Below are 16,818 nucleotides of genomic sequence, written 5' to 3' on the forward strand. Positions count from 1 at the left end.
ATTGTTAGTATGAATCATGAGAGTTACCTCGTGTTTTGTATAAGGATTGGACACCCATATCAAAACCGGTAACTCTCAACCTTGCAAGGTCCAGTGTCAGATCAAGTCGCGACTAATACAATTAAAGTGCTGATTGAAGAAGCTCAATTGTTGCTGACATTTTAAGGGGGAGACAATGAGCAATATTCCTGCCCCAGAATGCTTTTGCTGGCGCGTCGCGGATGCCTACATCTACTACCTGATGGCGACTAACCGTCGCCCGGTATACCGCTATCAGGCTGGTGACATCGAAGTCTGCCGCTATTTCCTTTGTGGCTTCCTCGATGACCACTTATCGAAAATATCGCCGCCGAAAAGGGCGGCATTTTGTCTTCGTTTGCTTGAGCCGTTTACTTTGACGCCTGATCCTCGCGCCATCATTTGTGGAGGGAAGGCTCCCATGTTGAATCGTCGAGGTATCCGATACATGAATGTATTAATGCACCAATACGGCGATACCCTAATGGATGTCGGCGTTAAAGATGAGCGAGGCATGCTTGTTTTGCCACCAGAAAGCGAATGGGCAAGCCTGCAATTCAGCGATGTCTTGTTTGAATAAAGAAGGCCACTATCGTGAATCACATCGCATTCATTGAAAAACAGGTCGTCGCTGAACTGATGAAACAGGGCTATGAGCCATCGGTCGCCCTGAAGGGCGCAGACAGGGCGGTAGACCATTACCGTCGTAGTGCGTCAGCCAGTGCCAGGGGCAAGATGTTTGATGACTGCCTGCATATTGCCAGGCTGTGGGCAAGCAAGTATCAGCCGAAAACCAAAAATCGATAAGCCTCGCATCTCGCGGGGCTTTTTTTTCGCCTGCGCATCCTCGTGCGTATAAAACCAGGAGTCTTTTGGGATATGAGCCTGAGACAGAGTGGCGGTTTCATCGCTAACCACTCTTGGGCCACTTATGTCTACGAGGCAGGCTCTATCACCAAAAGGAAATAGTGATGAAAAATGACATTACTACGGTCAGTAATCATGAACAGGATAACGTTCTTACTCAGCACAAGCAGGAAGCGCGTATTGACTCGCGCATAATTGCGGAGCGTGCCGGAATACAGTATGAAAGCTTGACCGCAACAATTAAAACCCACCAAAGCAAGTTGCGTCAGCTGGGAATCCTTCCGCGTCAGACAATGAAGGAATTTCCCGATTTGAAATCGGAAAAATCGGGCCGCAAACGTGGGCGTCCTGAAGTCAGTTATCTGTTGAACGAGCCACAGCTTGATTACGTGATGCGCGTTATTCGAGGGCGCGATCCCGAACGGATGAATCAATTTAAGCTGGATGTAACAAAAGCGTTTTCAAAACGTCGCGCCGCAGAACCTATTCGCCGCGAGTATCTGCCGGGCTATCATGAAAGCCGTGATGGTCTGAAAGCGTTGGGTGCGCAGCGCCATCATCACATCAATCTGGCTCGCGCGGAAAATCGTGCTGCAGGTCTCGGAACAGTAGAGCGTCCGACAGCCGGGGAACAACAGCTTGGTGTTCTCATATGCATGCAGAAGATAGAGCAGGCAGCGTTTGATGAGGCCATCCGCCAGGGCAAGTCGCCAACAGACGCTGTACGCGATGTCGCTCACCGTATGGAGATGTTTGCATCGCTGATGTCGCCACGGGGAATGTTGCAATGACAAAGCATGAAAAGCAGCAACTGGAACTGGTATGCCGCTATATGAATGATGGCTTCGCTGATTTGGGCTGTGGTCGGATTTCGTTTGGCGTTGCCAGTGTGGAGCAGGCCAAAATCCTTCTTGATGTTTTGCTTGCTATGGCTAATAGAAAATTAAAGCAGGATAAGTGATGCGCTGGAAACTTCCGCTCGTAAGTGCCGCATTGCTCGCATTTAATGGATCGGATGGTTGGGGGTGGTTCTATCGTGAGGCGGTATTTCTACGTTGCCCTTGTCGCTCTGCTGAGCCTGCTGTCATTTGGCGTTTACTACTACCACGACGCATACAGCGAAGCGGCAAACGATTTGGCGCTGGCGAAAGACACCATCGCCGACTTGCAGACGAGACAGCGTGATGTTGCCGCGCTTGATGAGAAATACACGAAGGCGCTATTTGATGCACAAGCTGATATTGAAAAGCTCCGCAGTGATGTTGCTGCTGGCCGTAAGCGGCTGCGCGTCAACATCATCAAGCAAGCCTCCTCCACCCCCAGCGTGGATGCTGCTGCCGCCGTCCGACTTACTCCAGACGCTGAACGAAATTATTACAGTCACAGAGCCGGAATCGAAACCATCACAAAGCAACTGACCGGGCTACAACAATACGTCCGTGAGCAGTGCACGAGGTAATCACATGAAATATCTGTCTGGCATCTTCATTGACGCCATCGTAATTCTGTCACTGTTATTCGGTGCTCTCTATGCAATTGATGGCCTTACAAACATTGGCTACTTTGCGGGATGGCTATTCGGCACAATGAATCTCCTTGGCTTTATGGTGACTACAATCCGGGAAAGTTTGGAGAAAAAATACACGCATCAGCCTTTGATTTGGCGAATTTACGACGCCGCTACTGATATCGCTTATGTTTCTTTTGCTGTGTACTCAGGCTGGTTTGTGCTGGCGACAGTGTTCTCACTGCAAAGTATCTGCAAGGCGCAATTTAAGTCCGAGCAAGAGAAGCGGATCACCGACGAAAAGAATTCCCCCGACAAGGAATCAGATTGTGTAACCCCGTAAGGATGGTGATTCAATCTTGCTGACGGGTAAGCCATAAGTGGTTGCGCAACTCTGTGAAGAAGTGGCAAGGCTGCGAAACCAAACAATGAGGCTCGGTTAATCCGGGCCTTTTTTGTGTCCTGCAATATCCCACACGCCATGCCCGGCGTAATCAAAGCATAGAGTCTTACAGAAACAAGCCTTGGAGAAATGCTGGTTTAGGCCGGTAGCCGTCTCTATGCGCTGGCGCTTCTGGGCAACAAGGCTCGTTTCTATTAAGGTAGCTACCGCTATGAAATCATTATCACTATTCAACACTCCGGTGCGCGTAGAAGAAAATGGCATGATTTGCCTGACTGATATGTGGAAAGCAAGTGGTAAAAGCGATTCTGAGTCCCCATACCATTATTTGCGAAACAAACAGACAAAAAAGTTTTTGTTAGGGCTGGAGAAAAACCACGAATCTGTGGTTTTCACGGAGCGCGGCGTGAAAGGCGGGACGTACATTTAAAGCGATTCAGGACGCAAAAGAAGCGCTGACGCTGTTTGGATGAGGGAATGATTATGGCCCTGACACTTAAGCAAGAGGCTTTCTGTCAGGCATACATTGAAACGGGCAACGCGTCGGAGGCGTACCGTAAAGCGTATGTCGCTGACAAGATGAAAACAGAGAGCATTAACCGCAAGGCAAAAGAGTTACTTGATAACGGCAAGATCGCGGCAAGACTCGTTGAATTACGCGGTGAAATCAAACAGAGGCATGACGTGACAGTTGACTCTTTGTTGGTTGAGTTGGAAGAAGCGCGGCAGGCTGCATTGCAAGCAGAGACACCGCAGTCATCCGCCGCCGTAACCGCAACGATGGGAAAAGCCAAGCTGACCGGGCTTGATAAACAAATTATTGAGCACTCAGGGCCAAACGGCGGCGCTATCCAGATTGAAACCTCACCAATGAGTGCGCTATTCGGAAAATGACAACAATTAACCCTATCTTTCAACCGCTCATCAAGGCGCATCGCTACAAAGTCGCCAAAGGCGGTCGAGGTAGCGGTAAGTCGTGGGCGATAGCGCGGCTTCTTGTTGAAGCTGCAAGGCGTCAATCAATCCGCATTTTATGTGCGCGTGAATTACAGAACAGTATCAGCGATTCGGTGATCCGCCTGCTTGAGGACACGATAGAGCGTGAAGGTTATTCGGCAGAGTTCGAAATCCAGCGCTCAATGATTCGTCACCTTGGCACGAACGCTGAATTCATGTTCTACGGCATCAAGAACAACCCGACAAAGATCAAATCCCTTGAAGGGGTCGATATCTGCTGGGTGGAAGAGGCTGAAGCTGTAACAAAGGAATCGTGGGAAATTCTTATCCCCACCATTCGAAAGCCTAACTCTGAAATATGGGTGAGCTTCAACCCGAAAAACATTCTCGATGACACCTATCAGCGGTTTGTTGTCACGCCGCCTGATGATATCTGTCTGCTTACTGTCAACTACACGGACAACCCGCACTTTCCACAGGTTCTTAGGCTGGAAATGGATGAATGCCAGCGGAGAAACCCAACCCTTTATCGTCACATCTGGCTGGGTGAGCCGGTAAGCGCAAGCGAAATGGCAATCATCAAACGCGAATGGCTAGAAGCGGCTACTGACGCGCACATCAAGCTTGGCTGGAAAGCTAAGGGCGCTGTTATCTCTGCGCACGACCCATCAGATACCGGGCCAGATGATAAAGGCTATGCAATGCGTCACGGTTCAGTGGTTAAGCGCGTCGCATCACCGCCGACACCGCTTGACGTTAACGATGGCGCTGATTGGGCCACAAGTCTGGCTATCAGTGACGGCGCAGATCACTTCTTGTGGGATGGTGACGGACTAGGCGCTGGTCTGCGTAGGCAGGTTACTGACTCCTTCACTGGCAAGAAAGTGACAGCGACGATGTTCAAGGGCAGTGAATCCCCATTCGATGAGGACGCGCCCTATCAGTCTGGCGCATGGTCTGACGAGGTTGTTGATGGTGACAACATCCGCACCATCGGCGACGTGTTCAGAAACAAGCGGGCGCAATTCTATTACACCCTGGCTGACAGACTTTATCTGACGTACCGAGCAGTGGTGCAGGGTGAGTATGCAAACCCTGACGACATACTGAGCTTCGATAAAGAGGCGATAGGCGAACAGATGCTTGAAAAGCTGTTCGCAGAACTCACGCAGATTCAGCGCAAATTCAACGGCAATGGGAAGCTTGAGCTTATGACCAAGGTGGACATGAAACAGAAGCTAGGCATTCCATCACCCAACCTTGCTGACGTGCTGATGATGACTATGCATTGCCCGGCAGTATTCAAAGACGACACCGACATTTACGTTCCTTCATCCTCCGGTTGGTAATCATGGCAGAAACACTACAAAAGAGACATGAGCAGATAATGCTCAAGTTTGACCGTGCGCACACGCCGCAGCAGGGTGTGCGCGAAAAATGCATTGAGGCTACGCGCTTTGCTCGCGTTCCGGGTAGGCAGTGGGAAGGAACCACGGCATCTGGCACAAAGCTGAATGACCGCTTCGAGCGTTACCCGAAATTCGAGATCAACAAAGTTGCGACCGAGCTTAACCGAATCATTGCCGAATACCGCAACAACCGCATCACCGTGAAGTTTCGCCCGGGAGATAAGGCAGCGAGCGAAGAGCTAGCCAACAAGCTGAATGGCCTGTTCCGCGCTGATTATGAAGAGACTGACGGCGGCGAGGCGTGTGATAACGCGTTCGATGACGGGGCAACCGGTGGCTTTGGCTGCTTCCGTATGTCGACTAAGTACGTTAACGAATACGACCCGCTTGACGAGCGCCAACGCATTTGCATTGAACCTATATACGACCCAGCACGCTCTGTGTGGTTCGACCCTGATGCGAAGAAGTACGACAAGTCGGACGCTGGCTGGGCTTTCGATATGTATTCCCTTTCATCTGAGAAGTACAAGGCTGAATACGACAAAGACCCAGCATCGCTAGACATCACGATGGCAACGGACTGGAAATACGACTGGTTTGATAACGATGTCGTATACATCGCAAAATATTACGAAGTGCGAAAAGAATCGGTTGATGTCGTGAGCTATCAGAATCCAATGACGGGAGAGATAGCGACATACGACAGCGATCAGCTTGAACCAATTGCCGACGAACTGGCTGAGATTGGCTTCGTTGAGGTTGCTCGCCGTTCCGTTAAACGCCGCCGCGTGTATGTCTCTCTCGTTGATGGTGAGGGATTTCTGGAAACGCCTCGCCGCATAGCTGGTGAAAACATCCCACTCATTCCAATGTATGGTAAACGCTGGTTTATTGATGACGTTGAGCGATTGGAGGGACACATTGCCAAAGCAATGGATCCGCAGAGACTGTACAACTTACAGGTGTCAATGCTGGCTGATACCGCCGCGCAGGATGCTGGTTCAACACCCATTGTCGGCATGGAGCAGATAAGGGGGCTTGAGAAGCACTGGGAAGATAGAGACAAAAAGAGGCCAGCATTCCTGCCGCTGCGTGAGGTGAAGGATAAGTCCGGTAACGTTATCGCCCCAGCAACACCCGCAGGCTACACACAGCCAGCAGTGTTAAACCAAGCTCTAGCAGCCTTACTACAGCAGACGAGTTCCGATATTCAAGAAGTGACCGGCAGTAGCCAAGCAATGCAGCAAATGCCTAGCAACGTTGCACAGGAGACGGTTAATAACCTTCTTAACCGCTCTGATATGGCATCTTTTATCTACCTAGACAACATGGCGAAAAGCCTTAAGCGTGCCGGTGAAGTCTGGTTGTCGATGGCGCGTGAGGTTTACGGCTCTGACCGCGAGGTTCGCATTGTTAACGAAGATGGCACTGACGATATCTCTCTGATGTCGGTATCGGTGAAAGACAGGCAAACCGGGCAAGTGGTTGCACTCAATGACCTGAGTGTTGGGCGATATGACGTTACCGTTGACGTTGGCCCAAGCTACACAGCAAGGCGTGACGCTACCGTTTCGGCGCTGACTCAAATCCTTCAAAGCATGTTACCTCAAGACCCGATGCGCCCGGCAATCATGGGGATCATCATCGACAACATGGATGGTGAAGGTCTGGATGACTTCAAAGAGTACAACCGTAACCAGTTGCTTACCTCTGGCATAGTCAAGCCACGTAATCAGAGAGAACAGCAAATCGTTATGCAAGCGCAGATGGCGCAGCAGGGCCAGCAAGACCCGAACATGGTACTTGCTCAGGCTCAGATGGTCGCTGCACAAGCAGAAGCGCAGAAGGCGCAGAACGAAACAGCACAAACCCAAATCAAGGCATTCACTGCGCAACAAGATGCAATGGAGTCTCAGGCCAACACCGTTTACAAGCTGGCGCAAGCCCGCAACATGGACGACAAAGCTGTTATGGACGCCATCCAGCTACTGAATGACGTGTTTGTCTCCCAACAGAAAAGCATCCCATCACCACAGTCACCGGCTGACTCAATGCCGAGTTAATCAGGAGTAACAAATGGAAAGCGAACTGATCATCGACGGTCAGGCTGTATCCCTGTCTGAAAATCAGGAAACAGCTCAAGAAACAACCAATGAGCAGCAAGCGGAAACTCGTGAGGAGCAAGTCCACGATGAAGCGCAGAAGCCAGAAGAACAGTCCGAGAGTGAACAGGCCGAAGAGCAGCCGGATGAGCAGGTACTGCAAATCGGTGATGAAGAAGTTTCTTTGCAGGATGATGACGAAAACATTGACGGCAAACCAGCGCCGCAATGGATTAAAGACCTTCGCAAAGGCTTCAAGGAAACACAGAAAGAAAATCGGGAACTGAAACGCCAGCTTGAGGAGCTACACGCCAAGCCAGCGGAACAATCCCCAGCAATAGCAGAAACATTACCGCCCAAACCCACACTTGAGTCGTACGACTACGACGAAGCCAGGTTTGAGCAGGCTGTGACTGATTGGCATGAGAAAAAGAGCCGTGTCGAGCAGGTGCAGAAACAGAAGCAACAGCAGCAGCAGGAATACCAACAGCGTTTCCAGCAGAGAGTAGAAGCACATCGCCAACGCGCGGCTAAATTGCCGGTGAAAGATTATGCCGAGATGGAAGAAGTGGCACGCGCTGAGGTGTCAGACCTGCACAAAGAAATCCTTATCCATGCTGCCGACGAAGGTTCTGAGCTGATCGCCTATGCGCTAGGCAAGAACCAGCAATTACGCCAGCGCCTAGCCGCTGAGAAAGACCCAATTCGCGCCGCTTACATGCTTGGACAAATGAGCAGGGACGTCAGTTTGCGCCCTGCGCCTAAAGCCAAGCAAACGCCAAAACCTGAGCCGGAAGTTAGAGGTGGGGCGGCCAACGCGAAAATAGACGACTTCCAAAAATCATGCCCCGGCGCAATCATCGAATAAGGTAAAGAATAAATGCCAAACAATCTAGACAGCAACGTCAGCCAGATCGTACTGAAAAAGTTCCTGAAAGGCTTCATGTCAGATCTCGTGCTGTGTAAAACCGTAGACCGACAGTTACTGTCTGGCGAAATCAATGCTGATACTGGTGACAGCGTAAGCTTTAAGCGTCCTCAACAGTTCAAATCCATCCGCACACCGGGTGGTGACATTACGGGTATTGCAAAAAACAACCTGATCTCAGGCAAGGCCACGGGCCGCGTAGGCAACTACATCACCGTCCCGGTAGAGTGGTCTCAGCTTGAACAGGCGATTAAGCTGAACCAGCTTGAGCAAATCCTAGCTCCAATTCAGGAGCGCATGGTTACTGACTTGGAGACTGAGCTTGCGCAGTTCATGATGCGCAACGGGGCGCTGTCACTGGGAACGCCAAGCACGCCGATCAATAAATGGTCAGACGTGGCTCAAACGGCATCCTTCATGAAGGACATTGGCCTATCTCCTAGCGACGCCTACGCAGTCATGGATCCGTGGTCTGCGCAACGACTGGCTGACGCACAAACAGGGCTACATGCTTCTGACGCATTGGTGAAAACCGCATGGGAAAATGCGCAGATCCCTTCTAACTTTGGCGGCATTCGCGCACTAATGTCTAACGGTCTCTCATCTCGCACTCAGGGCGCGTTTGGCGGGACTTTGACGGTTAAGACAACTCCAGCGGTTGACTATACCACCATAAAAGACAGCTATCAGTTTACTGTAATTCTGACAGGTGCTACCGCTAGCAAAACAGGATTCCTGAAGGCCGGAGATCAACTTCAGTTTACCTCAACTTACTGGCTGAACCAGCAGAGCAAGCAGGTGCTGTATAACGGATCATCAGCAATTTCCTTTACGGGTACCGTGCTGGCAGATGCTAACTCAAATGCATCTGGGGATGTGACCGTTACTCTTTCTGGCGCACCCATTTACGATACGGCAAACCCTCAGTACAACGCCGTAAGTCGTGCTGTTGCCGCTGCTGACTCCGTTACTGTGATCGGCACGGCATCGCAGGCGATGAAGCCTAACTTGTTCTATAACAAAGAATTTGTTGGGCTTGGTACTCTTCCTTTGCCTAAGTTGCACAGCATCGACTCAGCCGTAGCTACATATGAAGGTTTCTCTATCCGTGTACACAAATACGCAGATGGCGACGCCAACAAGCAGATGATGCGGTTTGATATCCTACCTGCGTTTGTGTGCTTTAACCCTCACTTTGGCGGACAGTTCTTCGGTCAATCTTAACCACAAGGGGCTTCGGCCCCTTTTTTTTGAGGCGCATATGGATCGCATGAGCGTATTTATCGCAGCAAATAACGAAGCCGGACACGTTCAGGCTGTTATCGTTGAGAAAGATTTCCCGATTTACCAAAAGCTCGGCTTTGTGGCTTCCGTTGACGACATCAAGCCGGTTGTTAAACGTGGACGCAAGGCGGCTGACAATGGCAACGACGCTAACCAAGGGTGAAATAGTCCTGTTTGCGCTGCGTAAGTTTGCAGTTGCATCGAATGCGACGCTGACGGACGTAGAGCCTCAATCAATGGCTGATGGCGTTGCTGATTTAGAAGACATGCTGTATGAGTGGCAAATTAATCCCGGTGACATCGGCTACCTGTTCACGGCGGATGATGAAGACCCACTGCCGGATGACGACTCCGGGATACCGCGCAAATACAAGCACGCGGTCGGCTACCAGCTACTCCTTCGCATGATGTCTGACTACAACCTAGAGCCAACTCCACGCATCGAAACGAGCGCGGCAAAGGCTTATGACGCATTGCTCACTGACACACTTAAAATTCCATCAATGCGCCGCCGTGGAGACTTCCCGACCGGTCAGGGCAACAAATACGATACATTCTGCACAGATCGCTACTATCCCGACGATAGGCCGGAAACTGACGGCGATGTGCTCAATCCATAAGGTGAGAGAATGCCAATCCAACAGCTTCCTTTAATCAGGGGGGACGGGAGAAACCCGCAAAACCTCAACTATATTGACCGCATTCCTGTAAACATGCTGGCCGTTCAGAAGCCCGTTCTGAATGCCGGCGGATATCTGCGTTCATTCCCGGGATTGCGCAGGCTTCGTGATTCAGATGGCCCTTCCCGGGGGGGGATGTTCAACCCGCACAACCGGGTAGTTTATCGGGTAATGGGCGGAAAAGTGTATAAAGAAAATACAATAGTCGGTACCGCACGGGGCCATGGGCGGGTATCGATGTCAGGGAGCGGGAGCAGCCAGGGAGTTGCCATTGATGGTGAGCTGGTGCTTTTCCGGTATGACGGACAAGTAAAATGGCTGGCAAACTGGGATGTGGCCACCGGGTTCGAGCAATATGATATCGGGTCTGTGAGGGATATATGTCATGTGGGTGGGCGTTATATCTGGGTGAAAGACGGCACTGCCACGTTTGGCATTACGGATCTGGAAGATGAATCAAAACCGGACCGGTACCGGGCCTTCTACAGTGCAACCGCGCAGTCGGATGTGATTGAAGCGATAGCAGAATGGCGCGGCTCGGTGGTCTGTTTTGGTTCATCGTCAATTGAGTTTTTTTATCTTACCGGCGCGGTGGACGCCAGCTCTCCTGTCTATGCGCCCAATGCATCACTGACCATCCCTGTTGGCATAGCGGGTGTTCACTGCAAGACGCGTTTCATGAACAGCTATGCGTTTATCAGCGGTGCCTCATCCGGACCTCCGTCTGTATGGCTTATGGATATCGGGAAAGCCCAGCCTCTGTCCACTGCCAGCGTGGATGCTGTATTGCTGGGTTATACCGCAGATGAACTGGCAACGGCGTTCATGGAATCACTGACGTTTAAGTCGCATGTGCTTTTAATCATCCACCTTCCCCGTCATACCCTGGTTTACGATGCATCTGTCAGTGCAGGTGGTCCAGCCTGGTCGGTACTGAAGTCCGGTGTGGCTGACGATATTTATTGCGGGTGCGATTTTATGTTTGATGGTGAACGTATAACGGCGGGTGACAAGCTGCGGGGGCTTGTCGGTGTGGTGGATTTTTCTCTGTCCTCGCTTTACGACGAGATGACCGAGCATATTCTGTTCACCCCGTTGATATCGGCCGACAATGCCCGGCTGTTTGATTTGAGTCTGGAATCCTCTTCCGGACTTTCTTCAGTGACGGGGACCCTGTTTGTTTCCGCCACGCCGGACGGGATTAATTTTGGCCGTGAGTGTCTGGTGGTGCTTGATAAACCTGCCGTGTATGACATGCGTGTCCTGGTGCGCAGAGTCGGGCGCGTTCGCCGGAACATCGGTTTCAGACTCCGCATCGTGAGTTCTGCCCCGGTGATGCTGTCCGGCCTGACCGTGAGGGTTGAGTCATGAGCGATGAACTGAACACTCCGCTCCAGGGTTCACCCGGAATTGACCCGCTCTCCATTCCTGATGCGCTGGGTCCCGTATTCAAGTTGCAGCTGATTACGCTGATAAGCCATATCGGGATGATTGCTCAGCGGGCAAGCAGCGCCGGGCAGACAGCCTTCAGTGGTCAGGAAGAAATTAAATCTATAAAACAGATAGTTACAGTGGTAGAGCGCGATTATCTTTCGACAGCGCGGGACGCACCGCAGGCTCTGCTCTCATCGCTGGGTATCGTCACGAAACTGCTGATTGACAACAACCAGGTGGTGGGTCCCCGTGAAACAGGGTGGACAGCGGCAACAGGTACCGAAAATAAAGGTAGCTTTGATGCTGACCAGATGTTTCCGGTCAGCACCCCTCCAGCGCAGGAGGAGATACAGGCCATAGCTGATGCGCTTATCTCTACCCGCCAGCGAGTGCTGGCTCTGGAGCAGATGGCGCGAACACACGGCTTAATCAATTGAGGGAGCTATGATTAGCTTCAAACCAACCCGAAACATCGACCTTATAGAAGGGGTCGGCAATCATCCGGATATCATCGCAGGCAGTAATAACGGAGACGGTTACGACTACAAACCAGAATGCAGATATTTCGAGGTTAATGCACACGGACAGTTTGGCGGGATTGTCTACTACCAAGAGATTCAGCCACTGACTTTTGATTGCCACGCAATGTATCTGCCTGAGATTCGAGGATTTAGCAAAGATATCGGTCTGGCGTTCTGGCGATTCATCCTGTCAGAAACCAATGTCCAATGCGTCACATCATTTGCTGCCCGCAAGTTCCGTCACGGGCAAATCTACTGCGCGATGATCGGATTAAATCGCGTGGGAACCATCAAGAAATACTTCAAAGGTGTTGATGACGTCACCTTTTACTCAGCCACTCGCGAAGAACTAACCGACTTCCTAAATCACGGGAGATAACCATGTTATATGCATTTACGCTGGGCAGGAAACTGCGCGGCGAAGAACCCAGGTGCCCTGAAAAGGGGGGTAAAGGCGGTGGTAGTGACAATGGGGCAGGCGCTCAAGCTGATGCCATGAACCGCGCCACTGCATTACAGCGCGAGCAGTGGCAGACGGTGATGAATAATCTTTCGCCATTCACGCCACTGGCCCAGCAATACGTGACGCAGTTGCAGGATTTGTCCTCACTCAGTGGTCAAAACTCAGCGCTGAACAGCTATTACAATTCTGACCAGTACAAACAGCTTGCGAATCAGGCCCGCTATCAGAGTCTTGCAGCTGCTGAGGCAAACGGGGGGCTTGGCTCCACCGCAACCGGAAACATGCTGTCATCTATCGCTCCAACGTTGGGCCAGAACTGGTTATCAGGGCAGATGAGCAACGCCCAGAATCTGGCAAACATCGGTCTTGGTGCATTGCAAGGTCAGGCTAATGCCGGCCAGACCTACGCTAATAACGCAGGTCAGCTCTACCAACAGCAGGCATCACTGGCGGCTGCGAATGCTAACAAGCCATCTTCATTCCAGCAAGGTATCGGCGGGGCATTGAGCGGCGCGTCTCTTGGTATGGGGATTGGTGGCCCTTGGGGGGCGGCGATTGGTGGCGGACTTGGCTTACTTGGCTCATTGTTCTAAGGGGTGATTATGGCTACTACTCAACCGTGGGCTACAGGCGGTAGTTTGCTGGCTGATATCGGCGGGGTGAATACCAACGCTCCACAGGCCAGTGATGTTAACGCAACTCTCGGCTTGATTCGCCAGAACAACGAATTTGCCCGCGCTGGCGGTAACAATATCGGCTTGCAGGCATTGCAGGGTCTTCAAGGGCTGTCTGATGCTTACAAGCAAGACCAGCTACAGAAAACGCAAGCCGCATTCAATCAGGCCCACGCCAACGCGTGGAAATCTGGCGATACAACTGCATTGCGCGATTTTGCTGTGAAGAATCCAGCATTCGTTGCGCAGGCACAGCAAGCGGTTTCTGGTCTCGATGCTGGTCAGCGTTCCGATATGACCAATCAGGCGGCGAAATTGCGCATGGCTCTGGCTCAAGGCCCGGAGGCGTACAGGAAATACATAGGTGCTAATTCTGGCGAACTAACCAGACTTGGTGCTGACCCGAATTTTCTGGCGCAGGCAGGAACGCAGAACCCGCAAGCAGCGGCGCAGTTTTTCGATACATTGGGCATGGCTGGCAGCGGTGATAAGTATTACGACATCTTGGACAAGAGAGAAGGACGCCAAATTGATCGCGGCAAGTTGGCCGTTGAGCAAGGCAGGCTCACCGAGAGCGCTCGTCAGGCAGACATGGAGAACGTCAGAGGGTGGGCGAACATAAATAACGCCACTTTAGATCGGGCGCAGAGAGCGCAATTTCATTCTGATAATGTTGGCTTAAAGCTTCAGGAGCTTTCAGCTAAACAAGCTGAGCTAGGCAAAATTGACCCTAAGCTAGTGCGAGATCTGAATAGCGATATTAACGGGTATTCAAAAAATTACTCAGCAATGCGCAGTGCTGCGGAAAACCTTCAAGCATTAGGTAAAAGGAACACTCCTGCGGCGCAGTTAGGGATGATATTTAACTACATGAAATCTCTAGACCCTCAATCTGTAGTGAGCGAGGGTGAGCAGGTTCAGGTAAAAAGAACTGATGGGATTTATGGCACGCTCGGTAATTATGTAAGTCAATTATCAAGCGGTAAGATGCTAAACAATGATCAGGTTGCAGACCTGATTAACACATCAAAACTCATGGCAAATACCGAGGGAAGTAAATTCAATCAGCAGATGGACGAGTATCTTACTTCTTACGGCAATACCCTACCTAGTGGACTCGTAAACCAATTACAGTCAAGAAAGGCAAAGCTATTTGAAGATGTTCCGGGGGCGCAAGGGTCGGTCGGTGGTGGCACTACTGGAAATCCATCGACCGGATCAATAAGCGAAGGGGCTACGGCAACTAATCCTAGCACTGGTCAGAAGATTATATTTAGGGGTGGACAATGGCAACCAATGTAGGATTACCGGAAGGGTTTGAATTAGATTCTCCACCAAGTAATGCTGGTCTGCCTCAAGGATTCGTGTTGGATTCATCTCCTAACCAATTGCCATCTATATCAGCCGAGGAAAACGCCAGACAGGAAAATGTGGTTAACAACGCCAATGGCTTCGACCGCTTTATGTTTGGTGTAATCAACGGGTTGATGGATGTTGGCAAGGGTGTTGGTTTGTTTAACGACATGACACCAGAAGAGCAAGCGGCGATCAAGTCGGTTCAGCAGAAGCTGGCTGCCAAGCCATCCACCTCACAGGGCGTTGGTGAGTTTGTCGGACAGGCTGCGCCATTTCTTGGTGGTGGCGGACTGATAGCTCAAGCGCCTGCTGGCGCGGCAAGGCTGGCGGCGGCGGCGGGATTGGGGGCGGCAGAGGGTGGAATTGTTGCGAAAGGGACGGGGAATGATGTTACTACGGGTGCGGCTGTTGGTGCTGTTGCTGGCCCCGTGGCGGAGCTTGTTGGCCCAGCCGTTGGTAAGGTTGCGAGCAAGGTAAAACAAGGCGCTGGGGATCTTTACCGCGCCGCTACTGGCATCGGTGGTGATTCTGCTAGCGCCACGTTGGATAAAGCATCTGGTGCTATGGGGAATAGCATTCTTGGCAACCAGAGGGCAATTCAGGGGTTCGCTCAAGAGGTTAACCCTGATCAGAGCGCCATTAATGCCATTCGTGAGCTTGGCATGGAGAATTACACCACGCCCGGAATGGTATCAAAAAACCCTACTGTTAGAGCACTAGACAACGCAGTGGCAACGCTACCCGGAACAGAGATCAGTGAGGGGCATAAGCGTTTCATCTCCGAGCTTGGCAAGCGTGCAGATGAGATGATTACCTCATTTGGTGGTGATCTGGATAAACAGGCTGTTTCTGACAGGCTGGCATCAAAGTTTGATAGCACCATATCAAGCCTGCAAAACCAGTCTGACGAAATTTACAACAAGGTCGCGCAAAAGGTTCCTATCCGTGATCGCGTTGAGCCTAACAACACCGTGAGATTCTTAGAGGATCATGCGGACGATTTAGGAGGCATAGATGAGCTTACCCCGATATTAAAGAGGACTCTTGCGCGTCTTGACCCAAACACCCTACCGACTTATGGGCGCTTGGATAATGTCAGAAAGCAGGTTGGACAGGCCATTGGTAGTAAGGCGGGGCATTTCAAAGATGAGGAGGTCGGGGTTCTAAAACAGCTGTATGGCGCTATTACAGATGATCAGCAGGTTGTTGCTGAAAAATATGGTGTTGGCGAGCTGTGGAACCTTGGCAAAGAACTGGTGAAAACCAGAAAGGGAATTGAAGATAATGCAGAATTTGTCTTGGGGAAAAAGTTACAGCAGTCCGCCGTCCCCAAAGTAGAGTCAGCGATGGTGAGAATGTCGCAGGGTAATGGATCAGACTTTCGCCAGCTTATGAGCGCCATACCTCAGGATATGAGGAAGGAGGTTGCGTTAACGTCCATGAACAAGGCATTCACCGCGAACGCTAAATCTCCCGGTCAGCAACTCGGTGTTGATGGATTTGTTAAGTGGTACAACGGCATGGCTAGGAATAAGTCGAATATGTCCGCGCTGCGAGATGCAATTGGAAATGACGCCGCGAATAGACTGGATACGATTTATCAAGCAGCAAAGACTATGAACCGCCTCAATACAGGAAAGCAGTATGCAAGCAGCCTTGTCGATCAGCAGGTAAATAATTTTCTGAAAGAAAAGAGCGGACTGTCAAAGATATATGGTATTGCGTCAAAGACGGCAGCGACAGAGGGAATTACTAGCTTGTCAGGTTTCCCTGGTGCTGGTGCAGCTGGTGTAATATCTGGGGCGCTAGCGGCAGGGAAGACCAGTAGGATAAAAGCCGCTGATGCATTGCTTTCATCGCCAGAGTTCAAATCAATGCTTTTCCGATCACAAAGCGCACCAATCGACAGGGCTGAGGTTAGGCGAGTGATAGAAAGAAAGGTGATGCAGTCAAATGCCTTTAAGCGATGGGAGAAAACCCTATCTACCGATGAAGCTAAAACACTCGGGCGAGTTGGATTAATAACATGGCTGTCTCAGCAAGACGCTACAGCCACCGACGACCAATCCAAAACGCAATGAGAAATGCGATAATCTGTATTAGTCGCGACTTGATCTGACACTGGACCTTGCAAGGTTGAGAGTTACCGGTTTTGATATGGGTGTCCAATCCTTATACAAAACACGAGGTAACTCTCATGATTCATACTAACAAT

19 protein-coding genes and 1 pseudogene are annotated in these 16,818 nt (G+C 51.0%); all 20 read left to right on the plus strand.

Annotation, left to right across the window (positions count from 1 at the left end):
- Positions 1-175 precede the first annotated feature (175 nt).
- On the plus strand, positions 176-598 hold the full coding sequence (locus tag ACTBDZ_RS07715; protein ID WP_438814884.1) for a hypothetical protein: 423 nt from the start codon (positions 176-178) through the stop codon (positions 596-598).
- Between the two features lie 14 nt (positions 599-612).
- A complete protein-coding gene (locus tag ACTBDZ_RS07720; protein WP_438814885.1) occupies positions 613-825 on the plus strand; it encodes a hypothetical protein in 213 nt (70 codons plus the stop codon).
- 164 nt (positions 826-989) lie between these two features.
- On the plus strand, positions 990-1,676 hold the full coding sequence (locus ACTBDZ_RS07725; RefSeq protein ID WP_438814886.1) for a hypothetical protein: 687 nt from the start codon (positions 990-992) through the stop codon (positions 1,674-1,676).
- On the plus strand, positions 1,673-1,846 hold the full coding sequence (locus ACTBDZ_RS07730; RefSeq protein ID WP_438814887.1) for a hypothetical protein: 174 nt from the start codon (positions 1,673-1,675) through the stop codon (positions 1,844-1,846). Before ACTBDZ_RS07725 ends, ACTBDZ_RS07730 begins: the two co-directional genes overlap by 4 nt.
- Before the next feature lie 75 nt (positions 1,847-1,921).
- Positions 1,922-2,344: a lysis protein gene (locus tag ACTBDZ_RS07735; RefSeq protein WP_438814888.1), complete on the plus strand. Its 423-nt coding sequence runs from the start codon at positions 1,922-1,924 to the stop codon at positions 2,342-2,344.
- A 4-nt stretch (positions 2,345-2,348) separates the two neighbouring features.
- Complete coding sequence (locus ACTBDZ_RS07740) at positions 2,349-2,735, plus strand: hypothetical protein (RefSeq protein ID WP_438814889.1); 387 nt, start codon at positions 2,349-2,351, stop codon at positions 2,733-2,735.
- A 271-nt stretch (positions 2,736-3,006) separates the two neighbouring features.
- Positions 3,007-3,219, plus strand: a pseudogene (locus tag ACTBDZ_RS07745) (KilA-N domain-containing protein); the annotation flags it as partial.
- Between the two features lie 59 nt (positions 3,220-3,278).
- A complete protein-coding gene (locus ACTBDZ_RS07750) occupies positions 3,279-3,689 on the plus strand; it encodes a terminase small subunit (RefSeq protein ID WP_438814890.1) in 411 nt (136 codons plus the stop codon).
- On the plus strand, positions 3,686-5,101 hold the full coding sequence (locus tag ACTBDZ_RS07755; protein ID WP_438814891.1) for a PBSX family phage terminase large subunit: 1,416 nt from the start codon (positions 3,686-3,688) through the stop codon (positions 5,099-5,101). The genes ACTBDZ_RS07750 and ACTBDZ_RS07755 overlap by 4 nt, the downstream gene beginning before the upstream one ends.
- A gap of 2 nt (positions 5,102-5,103) precedes the next feature.
- A complete protein-coding gene (locus tag ACTBDZ_RS07760; protein WP_438814892.1) occupies positions 5,104-7,224 on the plus strand; it encodes a portal protein in 2,121 nt (706 codons plus the stop codon).
- Between the two features lie 13 nt (positions 7,225-7,237).
- Positions 7,238-8,131 carry a phage capsid protein gene (locus ACTBDZ_RS07765; RefSeq protein ID WP_438814893.1) on the plus strand — a complete coding sequence of 298 codons (894 nt, stop codon included), beginning with the start codon at positions 7,238-7,240 and terminating at the stop codon, positions 8,129-8,131.
- Between the two features lie 12 nt (positions 8,132-8,143).
- Positions 8,144-9,415: a P22 phage major capsid protein family protein gene (locus ACTBDZ_RS07770; RefSeq protein WP_438814894.1), complete on the plus strand. Its 1,272-nt coding sequence runs from the start codon at positions 8,144-8,146 to the stop codon at positions 9,413-9,415.
- A 46-nt stretch (positions 9,416-9,461) separates the two neighbouring features.
- On the plus strand, positions 9,462-9,638 hold the full coding sequence (locus tag ACTBDZ_RS07775; RefSeq protein WP_438814895.1) for a hypothetical protein: 177 nt from the start codon (positions 9,462-9,464) through the stop codon (positions 9,636-9,638).
- Positions 9,613-10,095, plus strand: coding sequence for a packaged DNA stabilization gp4 family protein (locus ACTBDZ_RS07780; protein WP_438814896.1), 483 nt, complete (start codon positions 9,613-9,615; stop codon positions 10,093-10,095). The genes ACTBDZ_RS07775 and ACTBDZ_RS07780 overlap by 26 nt, the downstream gene beginning before the upstream one ends.
- Positions 10,096-10,104: 9 nt before the next feature.
- Positions 10,105-11,526, plus strand: coding sequence for a packaged DNA stabilization protein (locus ACTBDZ_RS07785; RefSeq protein ID WP_438814897.1), 1,422 nt, complete (start codon positions 10,105-10,107; stop codon positions 11,524-11,526).
- Entirely contained in the window at positions 11,523-12,026 is a 504-nt protein-coding gene (locus ACTBDZ_RS07790; RefSeq protein ID WP_438814898.1) for a hypothetical protein, read from the plus strand. The genes ACTBDZ_RS07785 and ACTBDZ_RS07790 overlap by 4 nt, the downstream gene beginning before the upstream one ends.
- Positions 12,027-12,033: 7 nt before the next feature.
- Entirely contained in the window at positions 12,034-12,489 is a 456-nt protein-coding gene (locus tag ACTBDZ_RS07795; RefSeq protein ID WP_438814899.1) for a DUF2824 family protein, read from the plus strand.
- Positions 12,490-12,491: 2 nt separating this feature from the next.
- Positions 12,492-13,166 carry a DNA transfer protein gene (locus ACTBDZ_RS07800; protein ID WP_438814900.1) on the plus strand — a complete coding sequence of 225 codons (675 nt, stop codon included), beginning with the start codon at positions 12,492-12,494 and terminating at the stop codon, positions 13,164-13,166.
- A 9-nt stretch (positions 13,167-13,175) separates the two neighbouring features.
- Positions 13,176-14,549 carry a phage DNA ejection protein gene (locus ACTBDZ_RS07805; protein WP_438814901.1) on the plus strand — a complete coding sequence of 458 codons (1,374 nt, stop codon included), beginning with the start codon at positions 13,176-13,178 and terminating at the stop codon, positions 14,547-14,549.
- Positions 14,534-16,684, plus strand: coding sequence for a hypothetical protein (locus ACTBDZ_RS07810; protein WP_438814902.1), 2,151 nt, complete (start codon positions 14,534-14,536; stop codon positions 16,682-16,684). Before ACTBDZ_RS07805 ends, ACTBDZ_RS07810 begins: the two co-directional genes overlap by 16 nt.
- Positions 16,685-16,818 lie beyond the last annotated feature (134 nt).

It is taken from the genome of Symbiopectobacterium sp., assembly GCF_051710365.1.
GTDB lineage: Bacteria > Pseudomonadota > Gammaproteobacteria > Enterobacterales > Enterobacteriaceae > Symbiopectobacterium.